Below are 14,733 nucleotides of genomic sequence, written 5' to 3' on the forward strand. Positions count from 1 at the left end.
TCAGCAACAAAAAAAGAAATAATAGCGCCAATATGTTACCTGGTATATCGCCGGGAGGAGATCTCATTGCCATTTTTATGCCCAAAATAGAATTTAGATCCCAGATCTGTTCGCAAGTGCAGATCAAAAATGAAATTGAGGCTAAAATATAATTATCGGGGAATAAAATCAGGTAATATTCATCTTTAGAAGTCAGTAATATTTAGATTATGACAGACATGCGGATTTTAGGAGCTATCGGATGGGCATCTTAATGCCTTGGTATGGACTTATTTAGTTGCTGTTCTATCGCATTAAGATTAGCTTCGCTGAGCACTTCGTGGTTCCCGTTTTCACGGGAATGACGCCCTTTTTTTTATCGGTCGGTGTCACACCGACCGAAATATTTTTCGGTTTGTCACATCGCTGACTCCAGGAAAAACATTTACCATGGTTTGTGCGACACCAACCAGTAGAGATGGATCTAATTCAGATTAAATTTATCGCTCGTAATCTTAACCATATTCGAAGCCGAAACGATGTATACGATCATAATTCCGATCATTATAGCCAGAACAACCTGCAACGTAGAGTAAACTTTCGTTCCCGAAACAAAAATCCTTGAATCCTTAATCAAATCATTACCCACTTTAGATTGTATTTTAATCAGCGCCGATAGCTTGGCCAACGTTAGGTTAATGGCATTTTTTCCAGTCGAAATATAGATTGTTCTTCCTTCTGCAGCACCTGCTCCATTTAACATTTTGGTTTCTAAATGCTGTTGAACAAGTAATGCCTTTTTAAGCTCATTTAAATAGCTTTTTTCCTGCTTTACCAAAAAAGTACGTTCGTATTTACTGATCACCGAATCTATTTTTTGGTTATGTTTGTTCATTTTTACAAGCAAAGTTGAACCCTGCAAAACATCGTTTCCGAGTAATATTTCCTGAAGGATGGCATTTTTATAGTATAGATTTTCAGCAATGAAATATAAGTCTGTAGCCGGAACAAGCCTGTCATTATACATCGAGATAAACGAATTATTGATTTTCTCTACACTTTTATCCTCTAAAAAACGGATCATCAAAGTGCAGCACATGATACAGAAAAGTAAAAAAGCAGTTTTTAACTTATTTTTAAGACTAAAAGCAAATTTCATATATAATTCGGTTATTATGTTCGACCATAATGTTTATCTCATCTTGCTTATTCGCCATAAAGGCATTAAAAAACCAAGAAATAAACGTTACCCTTTTAACCTGATGGTTATTTCATTTGTATACCACTAGAACAAAAAAACTTTGCGCCTTAGTGTTTTTGTAGTTAACTATTAATAATCGGTGTAATCTTTAAATCGTTGTAATCAAGTTCTAATAATAATCCTCTTGTGCGGTCTTCGCGAAAAGCTGTGGCGCAAAATTGACTAAATATAGCTCTTTTTTTGCCCGGGTCACAGCCGTATATAACCAACGGAGAAAATCTAGATCGATCATCTCTTCAGTAAGATAACCCTGATCCGCAAAAACTGCGTCCCACTGTCCACCCTGCGCTTTATGACAGGTTACCGCATAAGCAAACTTAATTTGTAGGGCATTGTAAAAAGGATCGGCCTTTATAGCCAGCATCCGCTGCCTTTTATTGGCAATATGTTCATAATCTTCATTAAGACCATCAAAAAGCTTCTTGTTCTGTTCGTACGGAAGATTTGCACTCTCCAGATTTAAAGTATCTAGCATTACCTTACAGCTGATCTGCCCTGCCGCCGGAAAATCCATAAACTCTAAAGTAGCATCGGCAAAACGGAAACCATAACGTTCTTCTTCCCCCCTTACACGGATTACTTTCGCCATGTCTCCATTGGCAATAAAAGCAGTGTCCTCGTTCTCAGGGAGCCAGAAATAATTATTCCGCACCACCATAATCTGGTCACCACCCGTTAATTCCTCCTCACGGTATAACAACCTTGCTCTAATCTGCTGATTATACACATTGGCCGATTTATTGGAACGGCAAACCACCAGGGTATTTTCCATCCCAAATTTTCGATAAGCATACTCAAGCCCCTCTACTAAACGTGCGCCGGCCATGTTGTAAATATCTGGATAGTTTTTTGTCAGAAATTTTGGTAATGGATTTTCAGGATTTTTGGCAATCTGGTTCCGCAGCATCGTAGCATTGGCCAAAATACCCGATTTCTTACCCTGTCGAACCACTTCTTTTAACTCCACTGATGAAACCGTCAGGGCAAATTTGTCTTTTAAGTATTGTTCATTTAGTGCCGGGCTGTCCAAACTTCCAACAGGAGGCAACTGTGCCGTATCACCCACAAATAGCAGGAAACAGTTTTTGGTATTATACACAAACTCGAGCAGATCACGTAAGATCGAAGATCCTGTCTCATTAAATTCATCAGCAATCATCGAGGCTTCATCGATAATGAAAAGCGTATTTTCGGAAAGATTGGGTGCCAGCTGAAACTGCATTTCGGGCGATGCGGCAGAACGTTTTCGGTAAATCCGTTTATGTATGGTTAAAGCTTTACGAAATGAATATTGGCTCATTACCTTTGCCGCCCTTCCCGTTGGTGCCAGCAGTTCGCTGCGCAGATTAAACTGCCTTAAAACCTTTACCAAAGCCGCTACAGATGTGGTTTTACCTGTACCGGCATAACCTTTCAGCACAAAACAGCGGTACTCATCTTCCTGTTGCAAAAATGCCGACATCCGCTCGCAAAAAAGCATTTGCTCCTTGGTAGGCTGATGTTCGTATGCAGAGGCAATAAGCTGGCTTTTATCGATGATCATCTCTAATGGTTAATTGTTTTAAACGTTAATTGGTTGACTGTTTAGTGTGCATAAAATAGTACCTGAGTTTTTAGCACAGCCCTATTTAACTAAACCGTATTGAAGCGATATCTCCCGATCTCAATGAACATTTGTTTTTTAGCAAAAGTTTGATCGGGAATTTAGCGGAAAGACGGGCTACAGTATCCGATTGGCAGTACAGTACCTTTCCGGACATTGCAATCGCTATTCCTCATGCTTTCTGCGCCTTGCTATTACAAAAGTAAGGTTTCAATTCGATGTGCCATTACCATATTTTGTTTTTTACTATAGCTAAAGATGGTAAAATGGCCGTCTTGCGAGGCTACCAAACCAATAGATTGAGGTTGATCGTTTACAAACTGGGCAACAGAAAAATGGCGGGTACCACCAAGCTGTCCGGGATAAAGGATTTTATCTTCTCCACCAACAATCGGCTCCGAAAACGCAATCTGCTCTACGGTAGGTTTCCCCTTTGCACGTCCTATTTTGGCACCAAATGCAATCAGGTCAAATTCTTCATTGATGATCGTTGCACCATCAACCGCGGTTAAACCTGCCAAATGTTCTACCTCGCGGCGCACAGCCCCTTGCGAGAAAATTTCGCTTTGGTTGCCATTTTGTTTCGCCAGGTTAGATAAGCCACCGAAAGGAGGTTCTACCAAATACTGTATGGGGTGAATAATGGATTCCTCCCATTTTGTATCGCCCTTAGGCACAATTAACAATGCGCCACCCCTGCCATGCGCACGCATCGAAACCGAAAACTGGATTAGAATATTGATCGGATCGTTCCAACTCGCTAAAACAGTTAAATCCAATAAAGCCTGCAAAATTGGCGGACAATCTCTATTGTTACAGCTCCTGTCATCCACAATGCGAATTTGTTCCCCTTTTAAAACAGCTACATTGGTAAACTTGCCAATGCCATAAATTCTGCGGTGTTTAATCACAATTAACCCGGGTTCGGAAACATCCACTACAAAACAAAAATTAGGAATATTAAGGGTTGTGCCCCAGATATAAAGTTCGCCATCCTCTTCCCAAACGCCGAGATGAATCCCGGAACGTTCAATCCCCGGAGCTATTTTGGTTAACGTATTGGCATTTAAGGCCAGTTTTTTGGCAAAACGCAATGGTTTAGAGGTTTGCTCCGGTGGTAAAAAAGCGATCGAAATCCGGGGCGAATGCCCTTCTTCCTTGCGCAAGCTGCTCCAAAAAGCAACATCAATTATCACTTCAATTATTTTCTGATCTGGTTGAGTTGCCAAATCTATTTCGCCTTGTGCAATTGCATTCTCATGCAGTTTAACAAAATGTTGTTCTATTGTTGCCGCAATGGTGTTTGCTGCCTTATAGGTTGGCTTATAACTCATGTTCCGAATTTAAGCCGAATATTTTGATTTTTGAATAGACAAAACGTTTGATTTTGGTAAAAAAATATAGTTCCCTTGTTCATTGGAAAATTGGTTAGCATGGTGTAATTACTATGCTGTGCTAATCTTTCTTTCTGTGGCAAAAAACCAAATCAACTGCAGCAAAATCAAAAATTTAACCTCATTTTACCGTTAATCCTTAAAAAAGTCTATTTTTGTTTCAATGCGTAACAATAGCCTCTTATTGGTCGACCCAAATTTTAAAGCTGATGCATCTGCAAACTGCCATTTATTATTAAAAATAACGAATGATAGTTTTTCTTATGCTGTGATAAGTAAGGACACAGGAGAGATTAAGATCATTTTTGATAAGCAAGGCTGCGATGATGTACAAAAGGAACTAAAGGCTGCCTTTACAACTGATAATTACCTTTCGTTAAATTATGGAGCCGTTAAAGCTGCCATCCATACCGCAAACTTTATTTTTATTCCTGATGAATGGTTTGATGGAGAAAATCTAACTGTTTATGCGCAATACCTTGGTTCTAACACTAAAGTTTATACCAAACACAATGAAAACCTAGGTTTTAACACTGTCTTTTGTTTAAATGATGATTTAAAAGCCAATTTGCCAGAGCAAACCGATCTTTTTCCACAATCTGAGCCATTAATGGTTTTATTTAATGAATTGGCAGATGAATCTTTATTAATCGATTTTACGGCAGTATCTTTTAATGTACTTTATTTAAAAGATAAAAAGGTTGTTTTCCAAAACCACTACGAATCAGAAAATGCAGAGGAATTTAATTATTTTCTGTTGCTAATGATTGAACAATTGGGCTTAAATGATACTATTCCTGTTTATTTACAAGGTATAATAAACGAAGACGATGAGCATTATAATTGCTTATTAAAATACTTTAACCAACTTTATTTTTTCCTTCCCGCTGGAAAAAAACATAGCGAATTATTGGCCGATATGCCTAAACACTATTTCAGCGGTCTCCTTGCTTTAGATTTATGCGGATAATTGGTGGCAAATTAAAGGGCATCCGTTTGCAGCCCCCTGCAAATTTACCCGTACGCCCAACTACGGATATGGCCAAAGAAGCACTCTTTAATATCCTCAATAACAAATATGATTTCGAAACCTGCGCGGTATTGGATTTATTTTGCGGCACCGGAAATTTAACTTTCGAATTTGCTTCACGTGGAGCAGAACGTATTTTAGCGGTTGATATGGATTATGGCTGTGTAAACTGGGTGAAAAATACGGCTAAACAACATCAATTTGATCAGATCGATGTACGTAAAGGCGATGTTTTTAAATTATTGAAACAAATGACCGGCGCTTATCACCTGATTTTTGCCGATCCACCCTACAACATGCCTAACATTCCGCAAATTCCGGTGATGGTAAAGGAGCAACAACTGCTTCAACCCGATGGCTTGTTAATTGTAGAACACCAGAGCAACATGAAATTGAACAGCCAGCCAGGTTACACAGAAACGAGGAAATACGGAAATTCTTCTTTTAGCTTTTTCGAGTTTAGTTAAGTAGTTCATTAGCCATTGGTTTATTGGTCATTGGTTCAAGCTGTTACTAACTACAAATTAAAGATTGGTTTGCAGATAATTGTTATTTGATTATTGGTAACTAACTTATCCAAATAATTCACGCTTTCCAGGGAGGGAATCCCTGTCTGGACGAAGTCTCACACGGAGTGACTCACCTTTGTTTATAAACCCGATCGTCAGCGGTACGAAGGCTTTTTCAGCCGAGTTTAGCAGAGAGCGGGACTGAACCGCACTATAATCTTCCCCCCTTTCATTTCCAAATCCCTTTATTTTCCTAACCTTTTTTGAGCAATTTTCTTCTCCCTTGCATTTTAAACCTTATTCTCTCGTCGTTTTTCCTACCATCTCCATACCCTAACCTTGCGTTTTTTTCTTGCTAGCTTATATAATTTATTTATTGCTGCGTCACTATTTCCCTACTGTGTTTCACTCCTGCCATGTACACTACGTTATCCTCCAAACGCCCGGTGCTAAACTATTCCGCTTTTAACTATAATAATCTATATTTGAACCATGAAGATAGCGCTATTTCCAGGCTCATTTGATCCGATCACCATTGCCCACGTCAATATTTTACAACGTGCCACCCCACTTTTCGATAAAATTATAGTAGGCATTGGACTTAACAGTGCTAAACAGAATTTTTTAAGTGCAGAACAGCGTCTTCAGATCTTGCAGACTGTTTTTAAAGGCTATGAAAACATCGAAATCCAAACTTATGAAGGTTTAACTGTAGATTTCTGCCGGAAAATAAATGCCACCTATATGGTCCGCGGGATCCGCTCAGCTGCCGATTTTGAATATGAACGGGCTATTGCACAAATTAATCAAACCATGATGCCCGAAGTAGAAACCATTCTGCTATTAAGTAAACCCGAATACTCTGCCATCAGTTCGACCATTGTTCGGGATATTTTAAGAAACCATGGCGATGTAAGTCCGTTTGTACCTAAAGAAGCACTTGGCTTTTTATAGTTTTGTTAACCACAGATGTACACCGATAAACACAGATTTAAATCCAGGTTCATCTTAGTCACATTGTCTCCTCTCCCAGAGGGAATAATGTAGCGCGCAGAACGGGGTTTTATATCAGTGCGCAAAGACTGTTGCTGATTGATCAACTAACATTAACCCATACCTACCTCAACCGATCGCCATTTCGAACGGAGTGCAACGCAGCCGAGAACCCGAAGGCTCAGCGAAGCTAAATCTATTTGTAGCGCGCTCTCGCGAAAATTTAGGACTTCACTTCATGCGATAGCTACCTTATCGAGATGGCGGTTTTATTATAAAAATCTTATCTATACCCCATTTTATCTGTGGTTAAATATTATTTTAGATAAACCTGTAACGTTTCTAAAAATCCTTTACCAATTGGGTATACATTAAATGAAAGAAACAGAAAATATATTTCTCACCCTGATCAATCAGCACAAAGCGATTATACATAAAATTTCTAAAATATATATGAACGATGCCGAAGAACAACGAGATCTGTTTCAGGAAATGGTATTACAATTATGGAAAGCTTATCCCTCTTTTAAAGGAAATAGCAAATTTACCACATGGATGTACCGCGTTTGCCTCAACACAGCAATCATATATTTTAAAAAAGACAGCAGAAAAGTAGACAAAACACCGTTGGATGGGAACATCGATGTAATAGATGTAAATGAAAATGAAGGAAAAGAAGAGAAATTAGCCTGTTTGTACGCCGCTGTTCAAGAATTAAATGGAATTGAAAAAGCATTGATCTTCCTTTTTCTCGAAAATCAATCACATCGCGAAATTGCCGAAAACCTGGGCATAAGTGAGGTTAATGCACGTGTAAAACTGAACAGGACCAAAGAAAAATTACAGTTCATTATAAAGAAAAACGGTTATGAATTTTGACGATTTAAAAAACGAATGGAATGCTGAAAATCCTGAAGAAAGTAACATTTCTTCAGACATGCTTAAAATAAAACAGGCGCATACTCCCATCGATAAAATCAGGGCTAAAATGAAACATGAATTTTTCTACCAGCTGTTTTTTTTGGTGCTTATGGCTTTTATCCCTTATATTTTTGGATTTTCAGCTTTAATTAACAGGGTATTTATGATGACCTATTCAATTACCTGCGGCTTTACAGCTTATTATTTTTTCAAGTTTTATATATTTTATAAAAACTCATACAATTTAAGTATGGATACCCGGAAAAATATCCTCTGGTTTTATTACGAAATGAAGCTGAATATAGAGCTGTATAAAGCTTTAACTTACATCGTGGCCTTTATCTCAGTCGGTTTTCTCACCGCTTTTGTGTTTATTGAAAAGGCATCAGTATTTTCGCGGATATTAAATAAATTATCTCCGGTTTACATCCTGCTCAATTGCTTTGTAACCATCTTGGTTATCGGCGCAATAACCGAATTATGGGCCTGGTTTTATTACGGAAAATACCTAAAACAGGTTAAAAAAGTAATTGATGAACTGGACTATGAATAATAATCCGTCTAATTTTTATTTTAATCCATGTCAGATAGAAATATCTGACAACCCAATTAACAGTAACAAAAGATGCTGACCATGTAATAGCTACAAGGCAATCGAAAACGCTGTCGCTACTTGTGAAACAAGTTCAGCAGGGCGATCTGCGGGATAGAACAATTATAGTAATCCACCAGTCTTCAACACATCCATAATAGATGGAAAAGTATTTTTAACAACCGGCGAAATATGGTTTTTATCCAACCAAACCGCCTCTTCAATTCCTTCTTCTTTTTGAGGTACCAATTTAGGTTCGCCTTTAACCTTCATTTTGTACCAATTGGTTTTCTTAATCACCATTTTATTACCCATCGGATAGACATGATAGGTTTTACAAAGCTTTTCTTCGCGTTTAAAAACCCTGATCCCGCATTCCTCTTCTACCTCACGAACGGCAGCCTCCTTCATTTTTTCACCATCTTCCAGCTTCCCTTTTGGCAGGTCCCATTTTTTGTTCCTGAAAATAAACAGGTAATTGCCATTTGCACTTTCTACCAACCCACCTGCAGCTTTAATAATAGTACAATCTTTCTTCAATTTCTGAAAGGTTTCTTTTGGATTTTTAGTCAAGAAAATATAACTCTTTTTAGATCCGTTTTTTAGTTTTTTGTAGAACGTCTCCAGATTAAAATCCTGAAATTCGAGCTGCTGGATTTTCTCTTTCTGTTCTGGTAAAAAATCGGAGATAAACAAAGTGTTATCGTTGATATAAATTCTATAGTTTCTTGGCATATAGTTTAAAGCATATTTAATTGGAGCATAAATGTCCTTCGCAAAATCACTCCTTCTCCTATCATCCCTAAAGGATATTTTTATTTCGGCAAAAAATAAATTTTGCTTACCCTAAAGTAGAAAAATTGTTTAGTTATTTATAAGGTATAAAAAAAGGTTACAACAATTAATGTTGTAACCTTATCTAAATTAACGCTCTCAATCAAAGATTGATGCAAGGCTCTCACCCCTTGCTTGGCACAAATATATAATAATTTATCAACCTGATAAAAAAAATCAAAAAATATTTCGGCTATATCTATATAACAAATTTAAACGACTGAATACGAGCAATTTGCATTTTCTAGAAAAATATTTTTCTATCGAAACCCCAGACAAACTATATCTTAAAAAAATGGTTTATTAGTCATAATGGAATATTTGAAGGGAAAACACCATTTATAATACTTTCAAGGATAAATATTTTTCATAATTTTAGCTTTTTAATCTACTATGCCCATACCTTCATTATCAGAAAAAGATCTGGAAGCATACCGAAATGATCTATCTAATCCGGAAAAGTCAACAGGCGAGCTCTTCATCAAATTAAATGGGCTTTATCAGCATTTTGCCAACAATGAACAGCTTCTGGCAGATTTCGAATATGTTTCGGCACTTAATAGCCTAGAAAGTAGCTATTCCTCCAAAAAAGAGCATTTTAACAAAGAAATTGCGGAGCTTAAAAGGCAGTTTAAACAATTAGATAACCGGATTATAGCTGCAGAACAGAAACTTCGACATGGCATTCCGGAAGACCTGCTGGTGATGGACAAAATTATTGCCGAACAGGAATCTATTGTAGAAGACCAGGAAAAGCTGAACAATGCCGAAACATACATTGTAGAGCAGGTACGCAGAATAGATATCGAACATGGTAAAGCGCTTCAAAAATTAGAACAACAACAAAACAATAGGGAAACTCCATCTCAAGGCAAGTTTTTGGCCTTTAGCGAACAGATCAAGACTGCCGAAAAAGCAATCACTTTAAAAGTCCGGGGATTTTCGCTCCTGGCGATTATCGGTATTCCTTTAATTATAGATTTATTTTTTGGCGCAATAGGCTTCCCTGCTTTCTCCAAGATTACCGATAATATTATTTTCAATCATTACATCTTTCTGATTAGTTTGATACTGATCGAATTATTCCTTGCCGATAAAATCAGAGACAGGATTTCACGAATGTTATCAGTAACTTATCTCAAAGATTCGCTAAATAAGTTGGATAACCTATTAACTGAAAACAAAAGACAGCTGGCGAAAGTAGAGTCAGAACACCGGATTTCTTTCTCTGAGTTTGTAAGAAAAAATCAAGATGCCTGAAGTGATTAGCTATCCTTAAAATAAAAAAGGGATTTAGAAATATGATTGTTTCTAAATCCCTTTCACTTTTGTTGAGATCTGAACTACAATGTAGCCATATCAATCACAAACCTGTAACGTACATCACCTTTTTGCATCCTATCGTAAGCAGTTTGAATATCTTTCATATCAATCATTTCGATATCTGAAACGATATTGTTTTCTGCACAGAAATCCAGCATTTCCTGAGTTTCGGCAATACCGCCAATACCCGATCCTGCTAGACTTTTCCTACCGCCCAACAAACTGAAAGCGGCAATTTCTGCCGGTTTTGGTGGAACACCCACACAGATGTGCGTACCATTTGTCCTTAACAAAGAAAGATACATGTTAAAATCATGCTCAGCAGATACCGTATCCAAAATAAAATCGAATGTACCTTTAGCTGCTTTAACCTGTTCAGGATCGGTAGTTACCACAAAATGGTGTGCACCTAATTTTTTGGCATCTTCTTCTTTTTTAGGCGAAGTACTTAAAACCGTTACTTCAGCGCCAAAAGCTACCCCAAATTTAACAGCCATGTGGCCCAAACCACCTAAGCCCAATACAGCCAGTTTATGTCCTTTTCCTACTTTCCAGTGCCTTAATGGCGAATAAGTAGTAATACCTGCACATAAAAGTGGTGCTACCGCAGCCAGATTTAATTTATCTGATACATGAAGTACAAATTCTTCTCTTACCACAATCGTATCAGAATAACCGCCATAAGTTGGTGTTTTACCATCTCTTTCTAAACCATTGTATGTTTGGGTATTTCCTTCTAAACAATATTGTTCTAAATCTTGCTTACAGTTTTCGCAAACCTGACAAGAATCTACCATACAGCCGGTTCCGGCAAGATCACCCACCTTAAATTTCTTCACGTGATCGCCAACCTTCACCACCCTCCCTACAATTTCGTGGCCGGGAACCATAGGAAATATCCCCTCAAACCAATCGTTTTTTATCTGGTGCAGATCTGAATGACAAACCCCGCAGAAAAGTATTTCGAATTGAACATCATGAGGCCCTACTTCCCGGCGCTCAAAATTCCAGGGTGCAAGATCCGTTTGGGCATTTTGTGCCGCATATCCTTTTGTTGCTATCATAAAAATTTAAATTAATTAGAGGTAACAAATGTAAACAGCTATTTGTTATGGGTAATTACGCAAATCAAATTAATCATTACAAAATTCAAACAATTATCTACACCATCAATCCGTTTAACTGGGCATATTGCAGCAGCATAATTGTTTTACCATCCTTTATCTCACCAGATTTCATCATGTCAAGTGCCTTTTCGAAAGGTAATTCCAGCACTTCAATATTTTCGTTTTCTTCTTCAAGGCCTCCTCCATCATGCAATTTCATATCATTTGAATACACTGCAACAAAAAAGTATAATAGTTCAGTAACTGAGCCGGGTGACATATAGGCCTCGAAAACTTTTTCCACCTGATCAATCCTGAATCCGGTTTCTTCTTCCGTTTCCCTTCTGATACAATCTTCCGCATTATCCTGGTCCAACAATCCGGCGCAACATTCTATCAGGTAACCGGTATCATTTCCATTAATAAAAGCCGGTAACCTGAACTGACGCGTAAGTACAACCGTTTGATTTTCTTTATTATATAACAAAATGGTCGCGCCATTTCCGCGATCATAAGCTTCGCGTTCCAAAGTAGATGTGGTACCATCACTATCGATCATTTCGAAACTGACTTTTTTGAGGGTGTACCAATTATCAGATAAAATTCGAGTATCCAGAATATTGATATTTTTCATAATGATTATTTTTGATTAATTATGATTAAATTTGATCGAATTAACTCATTATATATGACATTTCAAAAAAGAGCGCATAAAATCCTTGAACTTTTAGAAACCTATGGCGAAGTGGAGATCCGCCAGTTAGCCACTAAAATTGGTGTTTCTGAAGTTACCGTAAGAAGAGACCTGACCAGCATGGCTGCCAACGGACTACTTTACCGTACACATGGAGGCGCCATGAAAATAAGTGATGTGATCAAGCCGGTTTCATTTGCCAATAAAGCAGAAGTTAATCTAAAAGCAAAAGATGCAATTTGTAAAAGGGCTGCTGAAGACATAGCTGAAGGAGATGTGATATTTATTGATTGTGGCAGCACTGCCTTTAGATTATGCCAGTTTATTAAAAACAAAAATATTAAGGTAATTACTAATTCGCTACCGATAGTAAATGAATTGCAACACAGTGCAGTAACCATAAACCTGATTGGAGGTGAAGTTGACGCAAGCAGACAAGCCATTCATGGAACTATGGCACTCGAACATATCTCCAGATACCATGCCGATAAAGCATTTTTGGGCGTGGATGGGATTACTGCCGAAGGACTTTATGCCGGTAGTGAATACGAAGCTGCTAATACTTTGGCAATGGCAGCACAAACCAATTGTACTTATATGCTCTGTGATGCCAGTAAAATAGGGAAAACTTCGTATTTGAAATTTAATAACCTATCAATTGTAGATATTTTAGTTACCAACTATAATGGCCCCGAGCTAAACAAATTTCAATCAAAAGGGATATCCTTATCCCCGGTAACCGTTTGATAAATGAGTATGAAGATGGCCGAACGATCAATTGGCAAACTTCGCACGGCTTTCAGCAGATCATCAGTTATTTATAATCTGTTTTTCGAAGAAACTATCTTTATCGTACTGATTTACAGCAGGTGACAAGAAATCGCTTTTAGCATCCATCAAAATTTCCAATATTTGTAGTGTTGAAATGTCGGAATCAAATCCCGATTCTACCATTTTCTTTCCCCAGATACAAAATAATGGGGCTTAATAAACGTTATGACAAACACAAATAAATCTGTAATTTTGAGCCATGTATAATAAAAGTGATATTGAATTAAAGGTAGCGGAATTTTTATTACAGATAAAAGCAATTAAATTACAACCAAATAACCCTTTTACCTGGGCATCTGGCTGGAAATCGCCAATTTATTGCGACAACAGAATTACCCTTTCCCATCCTCAGGTTAGAACTTACATCAGGCAGAAACTGGCGCAGGCGATACAAGAAGAGTTTGGTTCAGTAGATGTTATTGCAGGTGTTGCCACTGCCGGAATTCCGCAAGGCGTTTTAGTAGCTCAGGAACTGGGTTTACCATTTATCTATGTAAGAGCGAAAGCAAAAGAACATGGTACCGGAAGTTTAATTGAAGGCGAAGTGGTAGAAGGACAACGTGTGGTGGTTATCGAAGATTTAATTTCAACCGGAAAAAGCAGCTTACAAGCTGTTGAAGCATTGAGAGCTGCAGGCTTATCGGTAGCTGGCTTAGCGGCTATTTTTACCTACGGTTTCGAAAAAGCAGACGAAAACTTTGCAGCTGCAAAATGTCGTTACTTAACCTTATCAAACTATGGCGCGTTGATTGATTATGCTGCCGAGCACAGCATTATTGCCAAAAGTGATATGGAATTATTAAGCAAATGGCGTTTAAATCCTTCAGGATGGGGACAGGGACAAGCTTTGGGTTCAGAGTCTTAAGTTCGGAGTAAAACAAATCTATACAAATATATAATGACTGTTATCGAGAGCACAGTAGAAGTTAATAAACCGGTTGCTGAGGTTTATGCTTTTCTAACTAATATGAACAATCACCAGCAATTGATGCCAGAAAATATTTATAACTGGGAATCAACAGAAGATGATGCACGGTTTACCATTCAGAATATGGCAAAATTGGCCATCAGAATTTCAAACCGGGTAGAGAACCAGGAAATAATAGCAATTCCGAGTGAAAAAGCACCTTTTGATGTAGAATTAAAGTGGACAGTAGCAGATAACGGTAACGGAACGACTACCGCAAAGCACATCATTTCGGCCGATTTAAATATGATGATGAAAATGTTGGCATCTGGTCCACTTCAAAAACTAGCTGATCATCAGACGGAAAAACTGAAAGAAATCTTAAGTTAAAAATTGATTGCAAAGATTTAATTGATTAACTAGATAAAGAAGACGAATTAAACCTCGTCTTTTTTTTATGCGTAAAAAGCAAAGAATTTGTCGTTCTAAACGCAGTGAAGAATCTTTTCTTAAAGATTAAACATAATATTACATATCACATTGTCATCCTAAGGGATAATTTATTGTATAAAAATCAATATGATTGACAGATAAAATTTAATCAGGTATATCCATCAAGAAATCTTCATTCCCAAATTGATCGGATGGCTCCTATGTTTACAATGTTTAATTTAGTAAGCATAAAGTGAAAAGGATCGAGAGTAGACCGATGGCAAAATAACTCATGAAGTATATTGACCGATAGATACTACCTCT

The 14,733-nt window shown here is 37.6% G+C and carries 15 protein-coding genes; 9 read left to right on the forward strand and 6 right to left on the reverse strand.

The window, feature by feature from the left end:
- Positions 1 to 463: 463 nt before the first annotated feature.
- The 3 genes from BLR60_RS24185 to BLR60_RS24195 form a co-directional block, all read right to left on the reverse strand.
- Positions 464 to 1,138, reverse strand: a complete 675-nt coding sequence (locus tag BLR60_RS24185; RefSeq protein WP_090505059.1) for an MCP four helix bundle domain-containing protein — start codon at positions 1,136 to 1,138, stop codon at positions 464 to 466.
- Between the two features lie 211 nt (positions 1,139 to 1,349).
- Complete coding sequence (locus BLR60_RS24190; protein ID WP_090505062.1) at positions 1,350 to 2,783, reverse strand: ATP-dependent DNA helicase; 1,434 nt, start codon at positions 2,781 to 2,783, stop codon at positions 1,350 to 1,352.
- Between the two features lie 254 nt (positions 2,784 to 3,037).
- Entirely contained in the window at positions 3,038 to 4,177 is a 1,140-nt protein-coding gene (locus BLR60_RS24195; protein ID WP_090505064.1) for a putative sensor domain DACNV-containing protein, read from the reverse strand.
- Positions 4,178 to 4,400: 223 nt separating this feature from the next.
- Between BLR60_RS24195 and BLR60_RS24200 the strand changes: the two genes are divergently transcribed.
- From BLR60_RS24200 to BLR60_RS24220, 5 genes are all read left to right on the forward strand, one after another.
- Positions 4,401 to 5,207 carry a DUF3822 family protein gene (locus BLR60_RS24200; RefSeq protein ID WP_090505066.1) on the forward strand — a complete coding sequence of 269 codons (807 nt, stop codon included), beginning with the start codon at positions 4,401 to 4,403 and terminating at the stop codon, positions 5,205 to 5,207.
- Positions 5,198 to 5,734: an RsmD family RNA methyltransferase gene (locus tag BLR60_RS24205; protein ID WP_090505069.1), complete on the forward strand. Its 537-nt coding sequence runs from the start codon at positions 5,198 to 5,200 to the stop codon at positions 5,732 to 5,734. The genes BLR60_RS24200 and BLR60_RS24205 overlap by 10 nt, the downstream gene beginning before the upstream one ends.
- Before the next feature lie 534 nt (positions 5,735 to 6,268).
- Positions 6,269 to 6,730, forward strand: coding sequence for a pantetheine-phosphate adenylyltransferase (gene coaD, locus BLR60_RS24210; protein ID WP_090505072.1), 462 nt, complete (start codon positions 6,269 to 6,271; stop codon positions 6,728 to 6,730).
- Positions 6,731 to 7,144: 414 nt separating this feature from the next.
- On the forward strand, positions 7,145 to 7,648 hold the full coding sequence (locus tag BLR60_RS24215; RefSeq protein WP_090505075.1) for an RNA polymerase sigma factor: 504 nt from the start codon (positions 7,145 to 7,147) through the stop codon (positions 7,646 to 7,648).
- Positions 7,638 to 8,243, forward strand: a complete 606-nt coding sequence (locus tag BLR60_RS24220) for a hypothetical protein (RefSeq protein WP_090505078.1) — start codon at positions 7,638 to 7,640, stop codon at positions 8,241 to 8,243. Before BLR60_RS24215 ends, BLR60_RS24220 begins: the two co-directional genes overlap by 11 nt.
- Before the next feature lie 162 nt (positions 8,244 to 8,405).
- On the opposite strand, the gene BLR60_RS24225 is transcribed toward BLR60_RS24220, so the two are convergent.
- Positions 8,406 to 9,017: an NUDIX hydrolase gene (locus tag BLR60_RS24225; protein WP_090505081.1), complete on the reverse strand. Its 612-nt coding sequence runs from the start codon at positions 9,015 to 9,017 to the stop codon at positions 8,406 to 8,408.
- Positions 9,018 to 9,509: 492 nt separating this feature from the next.
- Between BLR60_RS24225 and BLR60_RS24230 the strand changes: the two genes are divergently transcribed.
- A complete protein-coding gene (locus BLR60_RS24230; protein WP_090505083.1) occupies positions 9,510 to 10,376 on the forward strand; it encodes a hypothetical protein in 867 nt (288 codons plus the stop codon).
- 83 nt (positions 10,377 to 10,459) lie between these two features.
- Here the strand turns inward: BLR60_RS24230 and BLR60_RS24235 are convergent, their stop codons facing one another.
- Complete coding sequence (locus BLR60_RS24235; protein ID WP_090505085.1) at positions 10,460 to 11,503, reverse strand: NAD(P)-dependent alcohol dehydrogenase; 1,044 nt, start codon at positions 11,501 to 11,503, stop codon at positions 10,460 to 10,462.
- A gap of 97 nt (positions 11,504 to 11,600) precedes the next feature.
- Complete coding sequence (nudK, locus tag BLR60_RS24240) at positions 11,601 to 12,179, reverse strand: GDP-mannose pyrophosphatase NudK (RefSeq protein WP_244155739.1); 579 nt, start codon at positions 12,177 to 12,179, stop codon at positions 11,601 to 11,603.
- 54 nt (positions 12,180 to 12,233) lie between these two features.
- Between nudK and BLR60_RS24245 the strand changes: the two genes are divergently transcribed.
- The 3 genes from BLR60_RS24245 to BLR60_RS24255 all read left to right on the forward strand — a co-directional run bounded on the left by BLR60_RS24245 (position 12,234) and on the right by BLR60_RS24255 (position 14,367).
- On the forward strand, positions 12,234 to 12,986 hold the full coding sequence (locus BLR60_RS24245; RefSeq protein WP_090505091.1) for a DeoR/GlpR family DNA-binding transcription regulator: 753 nt from the start codon (positions 12,234 to 12,236) through the stop codon (positions 12,984 to 12,986).
- Positions 12,987 to 13,269: 283 nt separating this feature from the next.
- The gene (pyrE, locus tag BLR60_RS24250) at positions 13,270 to 13,935 is read left to right on the forward strand and encodes an orotate phosphoribosyltransferase (RefSeq protein ID WP_090505094.1); all 666 of its coding nucleotides are present in this window, start codon (positions 13,270 to 13,272) and stop codon (positions 13,933 to 13,935) included.
- Positions 13,936 to 13,968: 33 nt separating this feature from the next.
- Positions 13,969 to 14,367 carry an SRPBCC family protein gene (locus tag BLR60_RS24255; RefSeq protein WP_090505097.1) on the forward strand — a complete coding sequence of 133 codons (399 nt, stop codon included), beginning with the start codon at positions 13,969 to 13,971 and terminating at the stop codon, positions 14,365 to 14,367.
- Positions 14,368 to 14,733 lie beyond the last annotated feature (366 nt).

The organism is Pedobacter terrae (assembly GCF_900100705.1).
Classification (GTDB): Bacteria; Bacteroidota; Bacteroidia; order Sphingobacteriales; family Sphingobacteriaceae; genus Pedobacter; species Pedobacter terrae.